A 19,544-nucleotide genomic window follows, 5' to 3' on the forward strand; every position below is an offset into this window, starting at 1 on the left:
GGCGCCCACCGTGCGGTGGGCGCCCGTCGTGCGTGCGTGGGGCCGGTCGGCCGTCCTGCCGTCAGCCGTCGGTGCCGTCGGTCTGGTCGCCCTCGCCGCGGTCCTGCTCGCCCTCGGGGTCGGCGTCCTGGCCCTGCTGCGGCTCGGAGGCCTCCTGCGTCTCGCCGGGGGTCGGCGACGCGCTCGGCGTGCCGGAGGGCGTCGGCGTCTCGCCGATGCGGGCCAGCAGCGGCGCGTACTCCGGCAGCGTGCCGTCGAGCACGGGCACCTGCACGACGGAGCTGCCGCCCGCCGGCGTCGACACCGTCACGTCCGTGAGGCCGCCGGGGACCGTGGCGACCGACGCGACGCGGACGTCCGCGGCGCCGTAGCGGCCCACCGACCCCTCGCCGCCGAGCAGCACCGTGCCGGAGCTCGGCACGTCGACCTCGACCGGCTCGGCGCCGTCGACGGCCAGCGTCACCGTCGTGTCCTCGCCGGAGTTGTTCGTCAGCGCGCCCACGAGCAGGCCGGCGCCGCCCTCCTCCTCGGCGAGGACGAGCAGGTTGAGCGCCCGCACCTCGTCGACGGTGATCGCGACGCCGTCGGACGGCGGGTAGTCGTCGACGGTGGTGATCTGGTTGGTGGCCGAGCAGCCGGCGAGCAGGGCCGCGGACGCGACCGCGAGCACGGCGAGGCGCCGGGGTCGTGACGGGGTGGCCGACCGGGTGGTCGGGCGGACGGCACGGGGGCGGGGCGTGGTCACGGTGTCTCCTGCTCGGCTCTGCGCTCGTCTGCCCGCGTGCGTGCGGCGGGCTCCCGGCCAGCGTACCGGCGGTCGCGCGGCGGGCCAGCACAGGGGCCCGGCGCCGGGCGCGGACGGGCGCGGACGGGCGCGGCGGCCCTCCCGCGGGTCGTCCACCGGCCACGCGGGCGACGTCCTGCGGACGCCCTCCCGTCGGCTGCACCTCGCTGACCTGCGGTTTCATCCTCAGGACGGCCGTCCGGAGTCGGGTTCGGGCGGATATGGGCGTGATACCATACACGTCTGCGAAAGGGGACACCGGCAGATGACTTTCACTGTTGGGGAGACCGTCGTCTACCCGCACCACGGTGCAGCCAAGATCGAAGAGATCAAGACCCGCACGATCCGCGGCGAGGACAAGATCTACCTCAAGCTCAAGGTCGCGCACGGTGACCTCACCATCGAGGTGCCCGCCGAGAACGTCGACCTCGTGGGTGTCCGCGACGTCGTCGGCCAGGAGGGGCTCGACCGCGTGTTCGAGGTGCTGCGCGCCCCGTACACGGAGGAGCCGACCAACTGGTCGCGCCGCTACAAGGCGAACCTCGAGAAGCTCCAGTCGGGCGACGTCATCAAGGTGGCGGAGGTCGTGCGCGACCTGTCGCGCCGGGACGCCGACCGTGGCCTCTCCGCCGGCGAGAAGCGCATGCTCGCGAAGGCACGCCAGATCCTCGTCTCGGAGCTGGCCCTGGCCGAGCACACCGAGGAGGACAAGGCCGAGGCCATCCTCGACGAGGTCCTCGCGTCCTGACGACACGGCCGACGGTCCGGGTGCGCGCCGCGCACCCGGACCTTCTGCTGTGCGCGCACGTCCCGCCCTCACCGCCGCAGCCGGGAGCCGCATGAGCGTCGCCGCCGTCCTCACCGCCGCCGGCAGCGGGTCCCGCCTCGGGCACGCGCTGCCGAAGGCCGTCGTGCCCGTCGCGGGCGCGCCCCTCGTCGCGCACGCCGCGCGGGCGCTGCTCGCCGCCCGTGCCGCCGACGGCGCGCGCGTCACGGCCCTCGTCGTCACCGCGCCCGCCGAGCACGTCGCGGCCGTCACGGCGGCGCTCGCGGGCGTCGGCGTGCCGGACGTCCCCGTGCGGGTCGTCGTGGGCGGCGCCACCCGGCAGGCGTCCGTCGCGGCCGGTCTGGCGGCGCTGCCCCCCGACGTCGACGTCGTGCTCGTGCACGACGCCGCGCGGGCGTTCGCGCCGCCGGCGCTCGTCGCGCGCGTCGTCGACGCCGTCCGCGCGGGGCACGACGCGGTCGTCCCCGGGCTGCCGGTCGTCGACACCGTCAAGCGCGTCGCCGCGTGGGACGCCGGCGGCGGGCCGGTGCTCGACACGCCGCCGCGGGACGTGCTCCGCGCCGTGCAGACGCCGCAGGGGTTCGCCCGCGACGTCCTCGTGCACGCGCACGCCGTGGGCGCCCACCGCGCGGGCGACGAGGCGACGGCCGCGTCCGACGACGCGGGCCTCGTCGAGGCCGCCGGCGGCCGCGTGTGGGTCGTCCCGGGCGACGAGCGGGCCGCGAAGATCACCACCCCGCGCGACGTCGTGCTCGCCGAGGCGCTGCACGCCGCGCCCGTCCCGGGAGGCACCCCGTGAACCTGCGCACCGGCGTCGGCGTCGACGTGCACGCGTACGACCCCGACCCCGCCCCCGACGCCGTGCTGCACCTCGCCGGGCTGGAGTGGCCGGGCGAGCGCCCCCTCGCGGGGCACTCCGACGCGGACGTGGCCGCGCACGCCGCCGCCGACGCGCTGCTCTCGGCCGCCGGCCTGGGCGACCTGGGGGCGCAGTTCGGCACGAGCGACCCCCGCTGGGCGGGGGCGTCGGGCGCCGCGCTGCTGGCCGAGACGGCGCGGCGCGTGCGCGCGGCCGGGTTCGGGATCGGCAACGTCGCGGTGCAGGTGCTCGGCAACCGGCCGCGCCTGGGGCCGCGCCGCGCCGAGGCCCAGGCGGCCCTGTCGGCCGCGTGCGGCGCGCCCGTCACCGTGAGCGCCACGACGACGGACGGGCTCGGGCTGACCGGCCGCGGCGAGGGCGTCGCGGCGATCGCGACCGCGCTCGTCACCGCGCCGGAGGGCTGACCGCCGCCGTCGTCGCGTCGGCCCGGTCGTCGCCGGCCGCCGGCCCCGCCGGGCGCCCGTCCGCGCCGACGTCCCGCCGCCGGGCCGGCGCGCTGCCCAGCAGGACGCCGCCCACGACCAGCACGCCCAGCAGCAGCTCCGCCGGCTCCGTGGGCTCGCCGAGCACGAGCCACGACGAGCCGATGCCGACGACCGGCACGAGCAGCGAGAACGGCGCCACGACGCTCGACGGGTGCTGCGCCATGAGCCACGTCCACAGCCCGGACCCGACGAGCGTGGCGACGAGCACGGTGAACAGCAGCCCGCCGAGCGCGGCCAGGCCCGTGGGCGTCGTCAGGCCGGTCAGCGAGGCACGGACGCGGTCCGGTCCCTCGAGGGCCAGTGCCAGCACCAGCATGGGCAGCGGCGGCACGACGGACATCCACAGCATGAGCCGGAACGGCGAGTCGGCCTGCGCGCGCCGGTTGCAGAGGTTGCCGAACGCCCAGCCGAGGCCGCCGCACAGCGTGAGCACGACGGGCAGCAGCGTGGCGCCCCCGTCGAGGCCCGCCCGGTGCACGGCGATGCCGCCGAGGCCGGCGACGGCGACCGCCACCCCGAGGCCCTGCCGCGGTGTGAGCTGCTCGCGCAGGAACGCCGCCGCGAGCAGCACGGTGAACGGCGCCGACGACTGCAGCACGAGCGACGCCAGGCCCGTGGGCATCCCGGTGTCCATCGCGAGGTAGAGGAAGACGAACTGCAGCACCCCGAACCCGAGCCCGTACCCGACGAGCCAGCGCGCGGCCACGCGGGGCCGCGGCACGAGGAGCACCGTCGGGACCGCGATCAGCGTCCACCGCAGCGCGACGAGGAAGAACGGCGGGAACTGCTCGAGGGACAGGTGGATCGCCGGGAAGTTGAGGCCCCAGGTCACGGCGACGAGCGCGGCGAGCAGGCGGTGGCGGAGCGGCACGCGACGAGTGTGCGCCGACCCGGCCGTGCAGCACCATCGAGATGTCGTGCACCGACGTTGTAGCGTCGCTGCATGGACCCGGCCCACCTCGCGACGCTGCGGGCCGTGCGTGCGCACGGCGGCGTGACCGCCGCGGCGGCGGTGCGGCACCTGACGCCGTCCGCGGTGTCCCAGCAGCTTGCGGCCCTGCAGCGGGAGGCCGCGGTGCCGCTCACGGAGCGCGCCGGGCGCGGGCTGCGGCTCACGCCCGCGGGGGAGGCGCTCGCCGACGCCGCGCTCGACGTCGCCGTCGCGCTCGAGCGGGCACGCGCGGCGTGCGACGCGTTCGTCGCCCGGCCCGTCGGCACCGTGCGCGTCAGCGCGTTCTCCAGCGGGGCGCAGATGCTCCTGCCCGGCCTGCTGACCCGCGTCGCCGCGCTCGACGGCATCACGCTCGAGTGCTCCGACGAGGACGTCGCCCAGGACGAGTTCGTCGCCCTCACCGACCGCGTCGACGTCGTCGTCGCGCACCGCCCGGACGGCAGCGCGGGCTGGGGGCCGGACGTCGTCGTCGTGCCGCTGCTGCGCGAGCCGCTCGACGTCGCCGTGCCGCTCGACCACCCCCTCGCCGACCGGGCCGCCGTCACGCCGGCCGACCTCGCCGACGCGCCGTGGATCGCCGTCCGGCAGGGGTTCCCGGTGGCGCGCGTGCTCGACGAGGTGGCGGCGCGCACGGGCACCGAGCCGCGCGTCGTCCACCGCATCAACGACTTCGCGGTGGTCGAGGCGCTGGTCGCGGCCGGGCACGGCGTCAGCCTGCTCCCGCGCTGGACCGCGCGGGCCGGCGACGGCGTGCGCTTCCGGCTACTGCCCCTGGAGGGGGTCCGCGCGGGCCGGCACGTCGACGCGCTGCTGCGCCCGGAGCGCGCCGAGCGCCGCGTGGTGCGGCGCGTGCTCGACGAGCTGCGCGCGCTCGCCGCCGACGCCCCGGCGCCCGCGCCGTCCGGCGGCGCTGCATGACCTCGTCGGTGCACGTCGCCACGAGCGGTCGGGAGCACGAGCGGCACCGTCCACACCGCACCACCAGTGGAGGTCGGGCGGGGTGGGCCGCGCGGGTGGTCGTCAGCCGGACGGTCGTCGCGAACCGGACGAAACGCCGGTACCGTGCGACGGCGTGACGATGCCCACCACCGACGAGCGCGACGACGCGCCGCCCACGGGCACGCGCGCCCCGCGACCCGCACCCGCCCTCCCGCACCGCGACGCGCCCCTGCCCGTCCGCCAGCGCAACCGGGTGCCGCTCGAGACGCTGGAGGCCACGTTCGCGGGCCTGCAGGAGATCGACGAGCGCACGCGCCCCGTCGCGCCCCCCGCGCCCCCGCCGGACGTCGAGCTGCCGTGGGCGGGTCGCTGACGCCACTCGGCAGACGCTGTCCGGCGCACGCGGTCCGGCCGCTGCCGCGGTGCCGCGGCGTCCCGCCCGGCCCGTCAGTGGACCGGTGCGTGGTCCCCGCTCGCGCGCGCCGCGTCCGTGACGAGGACGAGCTTGCCGCCGGCGTGCCCGTCGCGGGACCGGCGGTGCGCCGTGGCGGCGTCCTCGAGCGCGTAGGCGCCCGTGACGAGCACGTCGAGCGAGCCGTCGGCCGCGAGGGCCGTGAGCTGCCCGCGGGCCGCGTCCCGCACGTCGGTGCCGGGGTCGGCGCCGGGCCCGTGCCCCAGCGCCCGGATGCCGAGGGCCGCCGCCCGGTCCAGGGCCACGAGCGTGGCCACCCGGCGCCGGTCCGCGACGAGCGCGACGGACGTCTCGAGGGCCTCGGGCGTGCCGACGGCGTCGACGGCCGCGACCACCTCGCCGAGGTCCGCGGCCGCGGCGCGCACCCGGTCGAGCAGGCCGGGGCCGTGCGCCACGGGCACCGCGCCGAGCCGGGCGAGGCACGCGTGCCAGGTCGGTGACGCGGTCGCCACGACGTGCGCGCCGCGCAGCACCGCCAGCTGCACCGCCATCCGGCCGACGCCGCCCGACGCGCCGTGCACGAGCACGACGTCGTCGGCGTCGACCTCGGTCGCGACGACGGCGTGCAGCGCGGCGGCGCCCGCGGCGAGCAGCCCGGCCGCCGCCGTGGCCGGCAGGGACGCCGGCCGGCGCACGAGGACCCGCTGCGGCACCGTCACGAGGTCGGCGTACCCGCCGCGCACCGGCCAGGCCACGACCTCGTCCCCAGGGGAGAACCACCGCACGCCCGTGCCCACGGCGCGGACGACGCCGGCGACCTCGACGCCGAGCTCCACCGGGGGCGTGGCGCCCGAGGCGGGCGCGTAGCTCTTCCAGTCCCACGGGTTCACGCCGGCGGCCTCGACCGCGACGAGCACCTCGCCGGGCCCGGGGTCGGGCACGTCGCGGGACACCACCCGGAGCACCTCCGGCCCGCCGAGCGACCCCGCCACGACGGCACGTCCCGTGTACGTCACGCCGACAGCCTGTCCTGCGTCAGGGCCCGCACCAAGGCGGCGCGCGTCACCCGATCGTCGGGAACGTCGCCGCCACGACACCCGTCCGGGTGAACGATCGTGCGGCGCGGTCACAGCGGGCCGCCGTCCGGTGCGGGCGACACGTGACCCCGGTCCTGCGCCCCGGCGTGTCGCACCGGGCGGCGGACGGCGCCGGGGCGCACGCGCGCCGCGACGGCGCGGCCGGCCCCGAGGCGGCAGCACGGCGGGTCCGGTGCGGCCCGCGGTGTCCCGCCGGGGCGCCGCGGGCGGGTGTCGGTGCAGGTCGTCGCGCTGCGGGACGGCTCGGGACGTGCCAGGCTCCAGGGCAGGGCGCCACGACGGGGTGGCGTCCGCGGCACGTCGACCGCGCGACGTGCCCGGGTGATCCTGAGCGGCCGTCCAGGACAAGTGCGTGAAATCCTTGACTCTGTCACGCGGATCGATGAGATGATCACCGGGGCGGAGCTGGCCGGGGGGGTCGCGCACGCCACCGCGAGGAGGAGTCATGAACCGACTGCCGGTCGCCGAGCGACGCGAGCAGCTCATCGAGGCGGCGCTCGCCGTCGCCAGCCGCGACGGTGTCGACGGCACGACGGTCCGCGCCGTCGCAGCCGAGGCCGGGGTCTCGCTGGGCGTGGTGCACTACTGCTTCCGCGACAAGGACGAGCTGCTGCGCGCGATGGCCCACGCCATCACCGAGCGCAACACGGCCCGTGCCATGGCGGAGATGCCGGAGCAGGCACCGGTCCTCGACCTGATCGTCGGCGTGCTCGACGGGCTGTGGACCAACATCCGCAACACGCGCGGGCCGCAGCTGCTGACGTACGAGCTCACGACGACGTCGCTGCGGCATGCCGAGCTCCAGCAGGTCGGCGTCGACCAGTACGTGAACAGCTGGGCGGCCGCCGAGCACTTCCTCGAGGAGGTCGAGCGCGTCGGCTCCGTGACGTGGCGCGTGCCGCGGTTCATGATCGCGCGCTCGATCATCGCGGCGATCGACGGCTTCTCGCTGGCGTGGCTCGTCGACGGCGACGCGGACGCGGGCTACACCGGCCTGCGCCTGTTCGCCGAGCACCTCGCGAACCTCGCCGTCCCGACGCCGCGCCTCGAGGTGCTGGCGGACGAGCCGGGCGACGAGGCCGCGTCCGACGCGCCGACGACGGACGGGGCGGCGGACGCGGCACCGGCCGACGGCGTCCCGGCCGGCAGCACCGACGGCGTCCCCGCGGACGCGCACCGGCTCGCCGCGCCGAACCTCACCGCCCTGGCGTGACCGTGCGGGCGCCCGGCGGCCCCCAGGGGGCGGGCCGCCGGCGCCGCGCACGACCGGCGGGCGGCGTCTGCGCCGGTAGCCTGGGCCGGTGAGCCTGCGGCTGTTCGACAGCGGCACCCAGTCGGTGCGCGACTTCGTCCCTCTCGTCGAGGGCGAGGTCGGCGTCTACCTGTGCGGTGCCACCGTCCAGGCGCCCCCGCACATCGGCCACCTGCGCTCCGGCGTCGCGTTCGACGTGCTGGTCCGGTGGCTGCGCCGCGGCGGCACGCGCGTGACCCTCGTCCGCAACGTCACGGACATCGACGACAAGATCCTCGCGAAGGCCGCCGACGCCGGTGCGCCGTGGTGGGCGTGGGCGATGGCGAACGAGCGCGCCTTCACCGCCGCGTACGACGCGCTGGGCGTGCTCCCGCCGAGCTACGAGCCGCGCGCGACGGGGCACGTCCCCGCGATGCTCGACCTCATGGCGCGCCTCGTCGAGCGCGGCCACGCGTACGTCGCGGGCCCCGGCGACGTGTACTTCGACGTCCGGTCGTGGCCGTCGTACGGGGAGCTGACGAACCAGCGGCTCGACGACATGGTCGACTCCCCGGACGACGCCGGTGCGGGCGGCAAGCGCGACCCGCACGACTTCGCGCTGTGGAAGGCGCCCAAGGCGGGGGAGCCGGAGAGCGCCTCGTGGGACACGCCCTACGGGCGCGGCCGCCCGGGCTGGCACCTCGAGTGCTCCGCGATGGCGCACCGCTACCTCGGCGAGGCGTTCGACATCCACGGCGGAGGGCTGGACCTGCGCTTCCCGCACCACGAGAACGAGCAGGCGCAGTCGCACGCCGCCGGGTACGGGTTCGCGCGGTACTGGCTGCACAACGGCTGGGTCACGCAGGGCGGCGCGAAGATGAGCAAGTCGCTCGGCAACGGGCTGCTCGTCACGGCGGTGCTCGAGAAGGTGCGCCCCGTGGTGCTGCGGTACGCCATGACGGCCGTGCAGTACCGGTCGATGCTCGAGTGGACCGACGACACCCTCCGCGAGGCCGAGGCCACGTGGGACCGCCTCGCCGGGTTCGTGCAGCGCGCCACCGAGCGCGTCGGCGCCGCCACCGCCGACGAGGTCGCCGCGGTCGCCCTGCCCACCGGCTTCGCCGCCGCGATGGACGACGACCTCAACGTGCCCGCCGCCCTCGCGGTGGTGCACGAGACGCTGCGTGCCGGCAACAGCGCGCTCGCGGCCGGCGACGACGCCGCGGCGCGCGACGCGATGGTGTCGCTGCGGGGCATGCTGGACGTGCTGGGCCTCGACCCGGCCTCGCCGCAGTGGACGACCGCGGGCGGGGACGACCGCGCGGAGCGCGCGCTCGCGTCCCTCGTCGCCGCGGAGCTCGACGCGCGCGCGGCCGCCCGCGCCGCGCGGGACTGGACCACCGCCGACGCGATCCGCGAGCGCCTCACGGCCGCGGGCGTCGTCGTCGAGGACTCGCCGACGGGGGCGCGCTGGACGCTCGCCGCCCCCACCGACCCCACGGAGGACTGATGGCCGGCAACTCATCGCGTCGCGGCGCGACGCGCAAGGCAGGATCCAAGAAGGGCGCGACCGTCGGCACCGGCGGTCACGGCCGCCGCTCGCTCGAGGGCAAGGGCCCGACCCCGAAGGCGGAGGACCGCCCGTACCACGTGGCGCACAAGCGCAAGGTCGCCGCGCAGAAGGGCACGGCCTCGGGCCGCCCGACGGCCGGCGCGTCGCGCAGCGCGGCGGGCGGGCGCGGCGGCCGCACGAGCTCGACCCACGAGATGGTCGCGGGCCGCAACTCGGTGCTCGAGGCGCTGCGCGCCGGCATCCCCGTCACCACGGTGTACCTGGCGGCGCGGCTCGAGGCGGACGACCGCACGCGGGAGATCGTGGCGATCGCGGCGGACGCCGGGTACCCGCTGCTCGAGGTGGGCCGCGGCGAGCTCGACCGCCTCACCGACGACGCCGTGCACCAGGGCGTGGCCCTGCAGGTGCCGCCGTACGAGTACGGCGAGCCGGACGACCTGCTCGACGCGGCGGAGGAGGCCGGCGTGCCGCCGCTCGTCGTGGCGCTCGACGGCGTCACCGACCCCCGCAACCTCGGCGCGGTGCTGCGGTCCGCGGGTGCGTTCGGCGCGCACGGCGTGCTCGTGCCCGAGCGGCGCTCGGCCGGCGTGACCGCGGCGGCGTGGAAGGTGTCGGCCGGGGCGGCCGCGCGCGTGCCGGTGGCCCGCGCGACGAACCTGACGCGGGCGCTGCAGGCGTACCGGCAGGCCGGCGTGTTCGTCGTCGGCCTCGACGCGGGCGGCGACGTGCCGCTCGGCGAGCTGCCCTACGCGAACGACCCGCTCGTGCTCGTGGTCGGGTCCGAGGGCAAGGGCCTGTCGCGGCTCGTGCGCGAGCAGTGCGACGCGATCGCGTCGATCCCGATCGCGTCGGCGGTCGAGTCGCTCAACGCCGGCGTCGCCGCGGGCATCGCGCTGTACGAGGTCGCCCGCCAGCGCACGGCCTGACGTCCCGCACGGCGCCGGGGACGTCGTCGTGGTCGTCGGTGACGGCCAGGACGACGTCCCCGGCGACCCGGGTGCGCGGACGCGCGGCGGCGGTCAGCCGATGAGGCGGTCCGGGTCCAGGTCGTCCACGTGCGGCACGCCGGCGGTGTCGGAGTCGCGCAGGTCCTCCGCGCGCGTGCCCAGCACGGCCTGCTCGTCGGGGCGGGTCGGCAGGATGGTGCGGACGTAGCTCGCCGCGACCTCGGGCATCGGCACGTCGCGGCCCTGCTGCTGCGACAGGTACCACCGGTGGTCGAGCAGCTCGTGGTAGACCTGCGCGGGCTCGAGCTTGGTGCGCATCTCGCGCGGGACGCTGCGCACGGCCGGCTCGAAGATCTCCGTGAGCCAGTCGTGGGCGACGAACGACTCGTCCTCGGCCTGCCGGTCGGTGGCGGCGCGGAACTCGTCGAGGTCGTTGAGCAGCCGGCGCGCCTGGTTCTCCTGCACGTCGAGGCCCGTCAGGCGCATGAGCCGGCGCGAGTGGTGGCCCGCGTCGACGACCTTCGGCTGGATGCGCACCGACGTGCCCTCGACGTCGGTCGTGATGTCGAGCTCGCCGACGTCGAAGCCGAGGTCGTTGAGCCGGTCGATGCGGGCCTGCACGCGCCAGCGCTCGCCGTAGCCGAACGACTCGACCTCGGTGAGGGCCTTCCACAGCTCCTGGTACCGCTCGGCCAGGGCGTCGCCGATCGCGACGGCGTCCTCGTCCTCGTCGAGGAACTCGCCGGCCTGCAGGTCCATGAGCTCGCCGATGATGTTGACCCGCGCGACCTCGAGGTCGTAGCTGCGCTGGCCCACCGACAGGCGGTCGTGCAGGTCGCCCGTCTCCGCGTCGACGAGGTACGCCGCGAACGTCTCCGCGTCGCGGCGGAACAGCGTGTTCGACAGCGACACGTCGCCCCAGTAGAAGCCGGCGAGGTGCAGCCGGACCATGAGCACCGCGAGGGCGTCGATGAGCCGCGTCGCGGTGTCGGGGCGCAGCGACTGGCTGAACAGCGCACGGTAGGGCAGCGAGAACGACAGGTGCTGCGTGATGAGCACCGCCTCGAGCGGCTCGCCGTCGGGCGCGCGCCGGCCCGTGATGACGCCGACCGGCTCGACGCTCGGCACGTCGAGCTTGCGCAGCTGCCGCAGCAGCTCGTACTCGCGGTGCGCGACGGTCTCGCCGATCTCCTTGATGGCGATGACCCGTCCGGACAGCCGCGCGAACCGCACCACGTGCCGCGAGATGCCGCGGGGGAGCGCGGCGAGGTTCTCGGCCGGCCAGTCCTCGAGCGGGACGTGCCAGGGGAGGTCGAGGAGTGCCGGGTCGGGGCTCGCCGCCGTGATCTGCAGACGCTGCGCCGTGCCGCTCATGCGTCGATCCTCTCAGGTCCGGGCCGGACGCGACGAGGCGGGCCCGGTCGTGACCGGACCCGCCTCGTCGGTGGTGCGTGGTGCGACGCCGGGGCGTCAGGACATGCGCTCGCCCGAGCCCGCGTGGAACAGGTGCTGCTCGTTCGGGCGGATGCGGACGTGGATCGAGTCGCCCTTGGCGGGGACCTGGCGCGGGTCGACGCGGACGATGACCTGCGCGTCGCCGGCGCCCGAGTGGACCTGGCTGGCCTGGCCGAACTCGTTGGTGAGCGAGCCGTAGACGAACGCGTCCGAGCCGAGCTCCTCGACGATGTTCACCTCGACCGGGAACGAGTCCGGCGTGCCGGCGGGCACGACGTCGAGCGACTCGGGGCGGAAGCCGACCGTGATGTGGCCCTTGTCGTCGTCCGACAGGCGGCTGATCGCCTCGCGCGGCAGGAGCAGGCGCGACTGGCCGACCGACGCGGCGCCGTCGAGCACCGGGAACGTGCCGATGTTCATGGCGGGCGAGCCGATGAAGCCGGCGACGAACACGTTGGCGGGCGTGTCGTACATGTCCCGCGGCGTGCCGACCTGCTGGAGGATGCCGTCCTTGAGGACCGCGATGCGGTCACCCATGGTGAGGGCCTCGGTCTGGTCGTGCGTGACGTAGACCGTCGTGACGCCGAGGCGGCGCTGCAGCGACGCGATCTGCGTGCGCGTCTGGACGCGGAGCTTGGCGTCGAGGTTCGACAGCGGCTCGTCCATGAGGAAGACCTGCGGCTGGCGGACGATCGCGCGGCCCATGGCGACACGCTGGCGCTGACCGCCGGAGAGCGCCTTCGGCTTGCGGTCGAGGTACTGCGTGAGGTCGAGGATCTTGGCGGCCTCCTCGACGCGGGTGCGGATCTCCGCCTTCGGGGTGCCGGCGATCTTGAGCGCGAAGCCCATGTTGTCGGCGACCGTCATGTGCGGGTACAGCGCGTAGTTCTGGAACACCATCGCGATGTCGCGGTCCTTCGGCTGGACGTCCGTGACGTCGCGGTCGCCGATGAGGATGCGGCCGGCGTTGACGTCCTCCAGGCCGGCGAGCATGCGCAGCGAGGTGGACTTGCCGCAGCCCGAGGGGCCGACGAGGACGAGGAACTCGCCGTCCTCGATGTGCAGGTTGAGGGCGTCCACCGCGGGACGCTCCGTGCCCGGGTAGATCCGGGTCGCGCTGTCGAAAGTGACCGTAGCCATGAGCGGTCTTTCCCTTCACCGGCAGGTACGTGCCGGACGATCCGTCGTGAAGAGTGTCAACGCAGGGTCGGTGGAGGCACCCTGCCGAGCGCTGTGTCTCCGCTGACACGGACCGGGGGCGTCCTCGCGAACTCCCTCGGCCGGGTCACGAGTATGGCACACGCCACGTCCGGCCTGTCCGGGACGCCCGTTCCGCCCCCGCGCCGCCGCCCGGACGGGCGCGCGCCCTCACCCGGACGGCCGACCGGCGACCGTGCAGGTCAGCGCGTCGCGCGCTCCACCGCGGCGAGCACGCCGACGACCGCCCCGGGGTCGGCGACGCGGTAGCGCGCGGCGGTGGCGCCGGCGCCGACCTTGACCGTGAGGTCGTCGTCGCCGAGCGCCGCGAAGGCGTGCTCGTCGGTCACGTCGTCGCCCGCGTAGAGGACGACCGGCGCGCCCAGCTCGTGCCGCAGCGCCTGCAGGGCGGTGCCCTTGTCGGCCGGCAGCACGGTGAGCTCGACGACGTCCTTGCCGTGCAGCGTGCCCGCGCCGAGCTCCGCGCCGAGCGCGACCGCCTCCTGCTCGGCGGGGACCGCGACGTCGCGCTCGGCGAGGCGCGTGTGCACGACCACCGCCGTCGGCTTCGTCTCCACCCACACGCCGTCGCGGCCGCGCGCGACCGCGGCCGCACGGGCCCCGAGCGTCGCGAGGCGGTCCGCCTGCTCCGGCGTCAGCTCGACGACGTCGCGGTCCAGCCCGAAGGTCGTCACGCGGGCGCGCTCGGCGCCGTGGCTGCCGACGAGGTACGTGCCGGGCGGCACCTCGGCGAGCGCGTGCAGGTCCGCCATGGCGCGGCCGGAGACCAGCGCGAGGAGGACGCCGTCGCGGCCGCCGAGGGCGGCGAGGACCTCGACGCCCGCGGGGAGGATCGCCGAGGTGCTCGGGTCGTCGACGAGCGGGGCGAGCACGCCGTCGAAGTCGAGCGCGACCAGCAGCGGACGGCGGGCGGGGTCGTCCAGCACCGCCGCGAGGCGGTCGGCGAGCGCGCGGGCGTCCTGCGGGTCGGCGCCGGCGGGCGTCGCGTCAGTCATCCTCGGTCCCCTCGAGCGCGTCGGCCGGGGCGTCGTCCCGCGCTGCGGCGCGGTCGTCGTCCCTGTTCTCGTCCCGGTTCTCGTCCCGGTACCGGTCGGCGTCGAACGGGTCGCCGTGGCGCTGGGCGTCCTGGTAGCCCGGCGTCGCGACGGGCGCGTCGTCGGTGCGGCCGTCCGCACGGTCGTCGCCGCGGTCGGACCCCCGGTCGGCGCCCGTCCCGGTGCGGCCCGCCGCGTCCCGCGCCGGCACCGACGTCAGCGCGGACAGGAACTGCTGCGACCACGCCGCGACGTCGTGCCCGAGCACGCGGCGGCGCAGGCGGCGCATGCGCTTGCGCGACTCCCGCGGCTCCATGTGCACGGCGTACGTGATCGCGTCCTTCATGCCCGAGATGTCGTGCGGGTTGACCAGCACGGCGCCGACCAGCTCGTCCGCGGCACCCGTGAACTCGCTGAGCACGAGCGCGCCCCGGTCGTCGGACCGCGCGGCGACGTACTCCTTCGCGACGAGGTTCATGCCGTCGCGCAGCGCGGTGACGAGCATGACGTCGGCGGCGAGGTACAGCGCCGCCATCTCCTCCATGGGGAAGGACTGGTGCAGGTACTGCACCGGCGCGTGGCCGACCGTGCCGTGGTCGCCGTTGATGCGCCCCACGAGCAGCTCGACCTCGTCCCGCAGCTGCTGGTAGGCGCCGACGTTCTCGCGGCTCGGGCTCGCGACCTGCACGAGCGTGGTGTCGGTGGGCGACAGGCGGCCGTCCTCCAGGAGCTCGCCGTACGCCTTGATCCGGTGGCGGATGCCCTTGGTGTAGTCGAGCCGGTCGACGCCGAGCAGCAGCACCTCCGGGTCGCCCAGCTCGGTGCGGATCTCCTTGGCCCGGGCCTGGATCTCCGGCTGCCGCGCGAGCTCGTCGAACGCGTGCGAGTCGATCGAGATGGGGAACGCCGCGGCGCGCACGTGCCGCTGCTGCGCCGTGCCGTCCCCGATCGTCACGACCTGGCCGCGCGTCGTCAGGTCGGTGAGGCGCCGCACGACGCGCACGAAGTTCGCCGCGTCGCCCGCGCGCTGGAAGCCGACGAGGTCCGCGCCGAGCAGGCCCTCGACGACCTGCTTGCGCCACGGCAGCTGCGCGAAGATCTCCAGCGGCGGGAACGGGATGTGGTGGAAGTACCCGATCCGCAGGTCGGGACGCAGCTCGCGCAGGAACGCCGGCACGAGCTGCAGCTGGTAGTCGTGCACCCACACCGTGCCGCCGGGCGCCGCCTGCCGCGCCGCGGCCTCCGCGAAGCGCCGGTTGACCTTCTGGTACGCGTCCCACCACTGCCGGTGGAACTGCGGCGGCGCGATGACGTCGTGGTACAGCGGCCACAGCGTGTCGTTGGCGAAGCCCTCGTAGTACCGCTCCATGTCCTGCTCGGTGAGCATGACCGGGACCAGCCGCGTGCCGTCGACGACGAACGGGTCCAGCTCGAGGCCGGGCGACCCGCCCCACCCCACCCAGGCGCCCTCGGCGTTCGCCATCACGGGGGCGAGGGCGGTCACCAGGCCGCCGGGGGACCGGGTCCAGGTCGGCTCGCCGGCCTCGTCGAGGCTCACGTCGACAGGGAGGCGGTTCGCGACGACGACCAGGTCGTGGCCGTCGGCGGGCACGTCGAAGGGCACGCGGATCAACTCCTCGGGATCGGTGCCGACCCTAGTGCTCCGGTCGGGACCCCGCCCGGGCTCCGGCCCGGGTGTGGCGTCCCCCACGTGCGGCGACGCGCCCGCTAGCGTGCCGGTCATGGAGCGGATCGGCCTGGCGCCGGGGTCGGAGATCGGCGGCTACACGGTCGTCGCCCCCCTCGGCTCCGGCGGCATGGGGACGGTGTACCGGGCGGTCGACGGCGGCGGCACCGCGGTCGCGCTGAAGCTGCTGCACCCGCACGTCGGCGCCGACGCGGCGGTGCGCGCGCGGCTCATGCGCGAGGTCGCGGCGCTGCAGCGGCTGCGGCACCCGGCCGTCGCGGCCGTGCTCGACGCCGAGGCCGACTCCACCGAGGCGTTCCTCGTCACCGAGCTCGTCCCGGGCGAGACGCTCACCGAGCGCGTGCGCGCGCGCGGCCCGCTCGACGAGGAGGACCTGCTCGCGCTCGCGGAGGGGCTGCGGTCGGCGCTGGCGGCCGTGCACGCCGCCGGCGTGGTGCACCGCGACCTCAAGCCGTCCAACGTGCTCCTCACCGACGACGGGCCCGTGCTCATCGACTTCGGGCTCGCGCAGGGCGTCGACGACGACGCGACCCTGACGACGGCCGGCTTCGTGCTCGGCACGCCCGGCTACCTCGCACCCGAGCTGCTCGACGGCGCCGAGCCGGGCGTCGCGACCGACCTGTGGGGCTGGGCGGCGCTGCTCGCGTTCGCCGCGACCGGCCGGGACCCCTTCGGCACGCGCCCGGTCGAGGCCGTGCTCGCGCGCGCCCGCTCCGGCGAGGTCGACCTCGCCGGCGTCGGCCCACTCACCGCCGCGGCGCTCACCGGCGCGCTCCGCCCCGACGCCGCCGCGCGCACGACGCCCGAGGACGTGGTGGCCGCGCTGCGGGTCGTCGCCGAGGAGGGCGACCTGCCGCCGGGCACGGACGCCACCGCGGCGCTGGCCGCGCTCACGGGCGCGGGTGCGGTGAGCGTGGTGGGCGCGGGCGTGGTCGCGGCGGGCGACGACGGGGACGTGCCGGACGACGACGCGGACGAGGACGCCGACGAGGACGCGGCCGGCGCCGCGGACGACGACGTGCCGGTCGACGGCACCGACGGCGACGCAGGTGACGGGACCGACGACGCGGACGAGGACGCGTGGGCCGACGACGAGGACGGCACCGGCGCGGACGGCACCGGCGAGGACGGCATCGACCAGGACGGCACCGGCGAGGACGGCACCGACCAGGACGGCACCGGCGAGGACGACGTCGCCACCGCGCTGGTCGGCCGCGACGAGATCCCGACGACGTTCGTCGCGGCGGGCGCCGGCGCGGGGGCGGCCGGAGGCACCGACCGGGAGGACGAGCGCGACGGCGACCTCGAGGGCGACCTCGAGGACGACGACGACCGCGACGCCGACGACCCGCGTGACGCTCCCGACGACGCCCCCGCGGGCGCCGGCACCGCGCCGACCGTCGCGCTCGCGGGCGCGGCGGCGCGCGCCGGGACGACCGCCGTCGGCCCGCCGGAGCCGCCCGCCAACGACGGCCGGACCGTCGCGGTGCCGCTGAACGCCGCCCGCGCCGACGACCCCGACGCGACCCTCGTCGCGCCGCCCGCCCGGTCCGCGTCGGGTCGCGACGTCCGGCACGACCCCGACGCCTGGGCCCACCCGGCCCGGGCGGCCGACGACGACGCGGACGACGGCGCGTGGCACGACGGCGCGTGGGACGACGGCCACGACGACGACCCGGACGGCGTCGACTGGATCGAGGACGACCTCGAGCGCTCGGACCACCCCGGCGAGGAGGGGTCCGGCTACGTCCGCCCGCCGGCCCGGCGCCGGTGGGGCACGCTGCTCGCGCTCGGGCTGCTCGTGGGCGTCGCCGGCGCGCACGCGCCGGGGATCACGCTGCTCGTCGTCCTCCTGCTGGTCGTGCTGGTGCGCGCCGTCGGCTCGACCGTCGAGGCGATGCACGGCCGGCGCGAGCGCGCGGGCCTGCGCCGCTCGGACGTGCCGCTCGCCATCGCGTCGTCGCCGTGGCACCTCGTGCGCGCGGTGCTCGGCGTGGTGCCGTCGGTGCTCGTCGGCGCCAGCGTCGTCGTCATCGCCGTCGGGGTGGCGTGGTGGCTGGTCGGGTCGGGGCGGTGGGTGCTGGGCGACGCCGTGCCGGGCGAGCCGCCGCGCGGCCTGGTGGCGTCGGCCGTGGTGGGCGCCGCGGTGCTGCTCGCGGTGCTGGTGCTGTGGTTCGGGCCGCTGTCCCGCATGACCCGCACGGGTGCCCGGCGCGTGCTCGCGGCCGTCGCGCCGGGGTGGGTCGGCGGGCTCGTGGTCGTCGTGCTGGCGCTGGTCGCGGCGGCGGCGCTCGCGCACCAGGTGCTGTCCGGCACGCCCGTGGAGTGGGCGCCGCTGCCGACGCCGCGGATGCCCGTGCCCTGACCGTCGCCCCCGACGGTCGGCGCGACCGCCGGCCCGACCGGTCGCCCGACGCACGCACGTCCGGGCCCGCCGGCGGCGTCCGAACCGCTTCGTCCCCGAGCCCGGGCGCCGGGACCCTCGGCACGGGCAGGTCGAGCGCCTACCCTGAGCCCGTGCGATGGCGTCCCGCCCCGGTGCTGCGGCACGCGCGCGCCCGCGCCGTGACGCTCGCCGGCGTGCTGCTCGCGGTGACGCCGCTCGTCGTCGCCGCCGAGGGACGCGTGCTCGTGCACCGCTGCGTCGTCGCCGACGGACCGCTCGCGGCCGTCGGGCTGCGCATGGACGTGCTCGCGTCGGCGGCGCACTGCCCGCAGGGCGCGTACGCCCTGGGCGGGACGTCGCAGGGCGCGGTGCTGCTGCTCAGCGTCGCGGTGCCCGTGGTGGCGCTGCACCTGCTGCTCGCCGCGGCCGGGCTGGGGCTGGGTGCGCTCGTGCACCGGGCCCGTGCCGGCGTCGCCGCGCTGCTCGGCGCCGCCGACGTGCGCCGCGTCGTCGCGCTCGCCCTGCCCGCCGTGCCGCGCACGCCCCTGCGGGCGCCCGTGCTGCCGGTCCTCGTGCGGCACGACCGCGGCCTCGTGCTCGTCCGCCCGCACCGGGGGCCGCCCGCGGCCTGCTGACCGGCCCGACCGGTCCCGCGCCCGCACGTCCCGCCGGCAGCGCCGGCACCCGGAGCACCAGGAGCACCCATGCCCACGAACGACCCCCGTCCCACCAAGGCCGTGCGGCGCGAGGACGCACGCGCCAAGGCGCTCGCCCTGCGGCAGGAGCAGGAGCGCAAGGCCAAGCGCAACCGGCTGCTCGCGATCGGCGGCCTCGTCGCCGCGGTCGCGGTCCTCGGCGCCGTCGTCTTCGCCATCGTCCGGCAGGGCGCCGAGCGCGCCGAGGCGTACGGCACCGTGCAGTACGGCGGCGGCGCCGACGGCCTCGTCGTGCCCGCCGTCGACGAGGTCGAGGGCCCGTCGGTCGCCGAGGGCGGCGCCATCCCGGTCAGCGCCGCGGGCGTCGGCGAGGCCGCCGAGGGCACGACCGTCACCGTGTACTTCGACTTCATGTGCCCCTACTGCGGCCAGTTCGACGCCGCGAACGGCGCCGAGCTCGAGCAGCTCGCCACCCAGGAGAACATCACCGTCGAGTACCGGCCCATCTCGTTCCTCGACGGCACGTCGCAGGGCACCTTCTACTCGACGCGCGCGGCCAACGCGCTCGCGGTCGTCGCCGAGGAGGACCCGGAGCACATGGTCGCGTTCATGACGGCGCTGTACGACAACCAGCCCGAGGAGGGCTCGTCCGGCCTGAGCGACACCGAGATCGCGGAGATCGCCACCGAGGCCGGCGTCCCCGCCGCGGTGACCGAGCAGTTCACGGCGACGGTCGACGGCACCTTCGAGGTGACGACGGACGACGGCACCGAGGAGCGCGAGGGCACGTGGCGCACGTACGCCCCGTGGGTCGCCGCCGCGACGCAGCAGGCGGAGACGGACCTCGGCGGCATCAGCACGCCGTCGGTGCTCATCGACGGCGTGAAGTGGGAGGGCGACCTCTACACCCCCGGCCCGCTGACGGAGGCCGTGCTGGCCGCCGCGGCCGGCGCGCAGGGCTGACGCCACCCGACGTCCGCGGGCGCCCGTCCTCCGGGAC

Annotated in this window: 18 protein-coding genes; 11 read left to right on the plus strand and 7 right to left on the minus strand. The window is 76.6% G+C overall.

Annotation, left to right across the window (positions count from 1 at the left end; all coding sequences use genetic code 11):
• Window positions 1-61: 61 nt before the first annotated feature.
• The gene (locus ACFUMH_RS12500) at window positions 62-745 is read right to left on the minus strand and encodes a hypothetical protein (RefSeq protein ID WP_378205663.1); all 684 of its coding nucleotides are present in this window, start codon (window positions 743-745) and stop codon (window positions 62-64) included.
• Between the two features lie 304 nt (window positions 746-1,049).
• Here ACFUMH_RS12500 and ACFUMH_RS12505 point away from each other — a divergent pair, with 304 nt between their 5' ends.
• The 3 genes from ACFUMH_RS12505 to ispF all read left to right on the plus strand — a co-directional run bounded on the left by ACFUMH_RS12505 (window position 1,050) and on the right by ispF (window position 2,855).
• The gene (locus ACFUMH_RS12505; RefSeq protein WP_135973343.1) at window positions 1,050-1,532 is read left to right on the plus strand and encodes a CarD family transcriptional regulator; all 483 of its coding nucleotides are present in this window, start codon (window positions 1,050-1,052) and stop codon (window positions 1,530-1,532) included.
• Between the two features lie 91 nt (window positions 1,533-1,623).
• The gene (gene ispD / locus ACFUMH_RS12510; RefSeq protein WP_378205667.1) at window positions 1,624-2,370 is read left to right on the plus strand and encodes a 2-C-methyl-D-erythritol 4-phosphate cytidylyltransferase; all 747 of its coding nucleotides are present in this window, start codon (window positions 1,624-1,626) and stop codon (window positions 2,368-2,370) included.
• Complete coding sequence (ispF, locus tag ACFUMH_RS12515; RefSeq protein ID WP_378205670.1) at window positions 2,367-2,855, plus strand: 2-C-methyl-D-erythritol 2,4-cyclodiphosphate synthase; 489 nt, start codon at window positions 2,367-2,369, stop codon at window positions 2,853-2,855. Before ispD ends, ispF begins: the two co-directional genes overlap by 4 nt.
• Here the strand turns inward: ispF and ACFUMH_RS12520 are convergent.
• On the minus strand, window positions 2,836-3,807 hold the full coding sequence (locus ACFUMH_RS12520) for an EamA family transporter (RefSeq protein WP_378205673.1): 972 nt from the start codon (window positions 3,805-3,807) through the stop codon (window positions 2,836-2,838). The genes ispF and ACFUMH_RS12520 overlap by 20 nt on opposite strands.
• A gap of 72 nt (window positions 3,808-3,879) precedes the next feature.
• Between ACFUMH_RS12520 and ACFUMH_RS12525 the strand changes: the two genes are divergently transcribed.
• Window positions 3,880-4,806: a LysR family transcriptional regulator gene (locus ACFUMH_RS12525; protein WP_378205676.1), complete on the plus strand. Its 927-nt coding sequence runs from the start codon at window positions 3,880-3,882 to the stop codon at window positions 4,804-4,806.
• 154 nt (window positions 4,807-4,960) lie between these two features.
• A complete protein-coding gene (locus ACFUMH_RS12530) occupies window positions 4,961-5,200 on the plus strand; it encodes a hypothetical protein (protein WP_378205679.1) in 240 nt (79 codons plus the stop codon).
• A 74-nt stretch (window positions 5,201-5,274) separates the two neighbouring features.
• Here ACFUMH_RS12530 and ACFUMH_RS12535 read toward each other — a convergent pair whose 3' ends face one another.
• Complete coding sequence (locus ACFUMH_RS12535; RefSeq protein ID WP_378205682.1) at window positions 5,275-6,255, minus strand: zinc-binding alcohol dehydrogenase family protein; 981 nt, start codon at window positions 6,253-6,255, stop codon at window positions 5,275-5,277.
• 526 nt (window positions 6,256-6,781) lie between these two features.
• Between ACFUMH_RS12535 and ACFUMH_RS12540 the strand changes: the two genes are divergently transcribed.
• From ACFUMH_RS12540 to rlmB, 3 genes are all read left to right on the plus strand, one after another.
• Window positions 6,782-7,549 (plus strand): TetR/AcrR family transcriptional regulator, encoded by a 768-nt coding sequence (locus ACFUMH_RS12540; protein WP_378205686.1) that lies wholly within the window; start codon window positions 6,782-6,784, stop codon window positions 7,547-7,549.
• 88 nt (window positions 7,550-7,637) lie between these two features.
• On the plus strand, window positions 7,638-9,077 hold the full coding sequence (gene cysS / locus ACFUMH_RS12545; RefSeq protein ID WP_378205689.1) for a cysteine--tRNA ligase: 1,440 nt from the start codon (window positions 7,638-7,640) through the stop codon (window positions 9,075-9,077).
• Complete coding sequence (rlmB, locus tag ACFUMH_RS12550) at window positions 9,077-10,066, plus strand: 23S rRNA (guanosine(2251)-2'-O)-methyltransferase RlmB (RefSeq protein WP_378205692.1); 990 nt, start codon at window positions 9,077-9,079, stop codon at window positions 10,064-10,066. The genes cysS and rlmB overlap by 1 nt, the downstream gene beginning before the upstream one ends.
• 93 nt (window positions 10,067-10,159) lie before the next feature.
• On the opposite strand, the gene ACFUMH_RS12555 is transcribed toward rlmB, so the two are convergent.
• The 4 genes from ACFUMH_RS12555 to ACFUMH_RS12570 form a co-directional block, all read right to left on the minus strand.
• Window positions 10,160-11,461: a DUF4032 domain-containing protein gene (locus tag ACFUMH_RS12555; protein ID WP_378205695.1), complete on the minus strand. Its 1,302-nt coding sequence runs from the start codon at window positions 11,459-11,461 to the stop codon at window positions 10,160-10,162.
• A gap of 96 nt (window positions 11,462-11,557) precedes the next feature.
• On the minus strand, window positions 11,558-12,682 hold the full coding sequence (locus ACFUMH_RS12560; RefSeq protein WP_378205699.1) for an ABC transporter ATP-binding protein: 1,125 nt from the start codon (window positions 12,680-12,682) through the stop codon (window positions 11,558-11,560).
• Between the two features lie 260 nt (window positions 12,683-12,942).
• On the minus strand, window positions 12,943-13,755 hold the full coding sequence (otsB, locus tag ACFUMH_RS12565) for a trehalose-phosphatase (RefSeq protein WP_378205702.1): 813 nt from the start codon (window positions 13,753-13,755) through the stop codon (window positions 12,943-12,945).
• Window positions 13,748-15,538 carry a trehalose-6-phosphate synthase gene (locus tag ACFUMH_RS12570; RefSeq protein WP_378205705.1) on the minus strand — a complete coding sequence of 597 codons (1,791 nt, stop codon included), beginning with the start codon at window positions 15,536-15,538 and terminating at the stop codon, window positions 13,748-13,750. The genes otsB and ACFUMH_RS12570 overlap by 8 nt, the downstream gene beginning before the upstream one ends.
• Between ACFUMH_RS12570 and ACFUMH_RS12575 the strand changes: the two genes are divergently transcribed.
• The 3 genes from ACFUMH_RS12575 to ACFUMH_RS12585 all read left to right on the plus strand — a co-directional run bounded on the left by ACFUMH_RS12575 (window position 15,537) and on the right by ACFUMH_RS12585 (window position 19,507).
• On the plus strand, window positions 15,537-17,867 hold the full coding sequence (locus ACFUMH_RS12575) for a protein kinase (RefSeq protein WP_378205708.1): 2,331 nt from the start codon (window positions 15,537-15,539) through the stop codon (window positions 17,865-17,867). The genes ACFUMH_RS12570 and ACFUMH_RS12575 overlap by 2 nt on opposite strands.
• 152 nt (window positions 17,868-18,019) lie before the next feature.
• Window positions 18,020-18,523 (plus strand): hypothetical protein, encoded by a 504-nt coding sequence (locus tag ACFUMH_RS12580; protein ID WP_378205711.1) that lies wholly within the window; start codon window positions 18,020-18,022, stop codon window positions 18,521-18,523.
• Window positions 18,524-18,592: 69 nt separating this feature from the next.
• Window positions 18,593-19,507, plus strand: a complete 915-nt coding sequence (locus ACFUMH_RS12585; protein WP_378205714.1) for a DsbA family protein — start codon at window positions 18,593-18,595, stop codon at window positions 19,505-19,507.
• The last annotated feature ends 37 nt before the right edge of the window (window positions 19,508-19,544 follow it).

The organism is Cellulomonas sp. NPDC057328 (assembly GCF_042667215.1).
Classification (GTDB): Bacteria; Actinomycetota; Actinomycetes; order Actinomycetales; family Cellulomonadaceae; genus Cellulomonas.

Bases quoted from the DNA above. Each gene is read 5' to 3' on its own strand.
- ACFUMH_RS12505 (WP_135973343.1), top strand. From the start codon at position 1,050: ATGACTTTCACTGTTGGGGAGACCGTCGTCTACCCGCACCACGGTGCA.
- ispD (WP_378205667.1), top strand. From the start codon at position 1,624: ATGAGCGTCGCCGCCGTCCTCACCGCCGCCGGCAGCGGGTCCCGCCTC.
- ACFUMH_RS12585 (WP_378205714.1), top strand. From the start codon at position 18,593: ATGCCCACGAACGACCCCCGTCCCACCAAGGCCGTGCGGCGCGAGGAC.
- ACFUMH_RS12555 (WP_378205695.1), bottom strand. From the start codon at position 11,461: ATGAGCGGCACGGCGCAGCGTCTGCAGATCACGGCGGCGAGCCCCGAC.
- ACFUMH_RS12560 (WP_378205699.1), bottom strand. From the start codon at position 12,682: ATGGCTACGGTCACTTTCGACAGCGCGACCCGGATCTACCCGGGCACG.
- ACFUMH_RS12570 (WP_378205705.1), bottom strand. From the start codon at position 15,538: ATGACCGGCACGCTAGCGGGCGCGTCGCCGCACGTGGGGGACGCCACA.
- ACFUMH_RS12525 (WP_378205676.1), top strand. From the start codon at position 3,880: ATGGACCCGGCCCACCTCGCGACGCTGCGGGCCGTGCGTGCGCACGGC.
- ACFUMH_RS12575 (WP_378205708.1), top strand. From the start codon at position 15,537: ATGGAGCGGATCGGCCTGGCGCCGGGGTCGGAGATCGGCGGCTACACG.
- rlmB (WP_378205692.1), top strand. From the start codon at position 9,077: ATGGCCGGCAACTCATCGCGTCGCGGCGCGACGCGCAAGGCAGGATCC.
- otsB (WP_378205702.1), bottom strand. From the start codon at position 13,755: ATGACTGACGCGACGCCCGCCGGCGCCGACCCGCAGGACGCCCGCGCG.
- ACFUMH_RS12540 (WP_378205686.1), top strand. From the start codon at position 6,782: ATGAACCGACTGCCGGTCGCCGAGCGACGCGAGCAGCTCATCGAGGCG.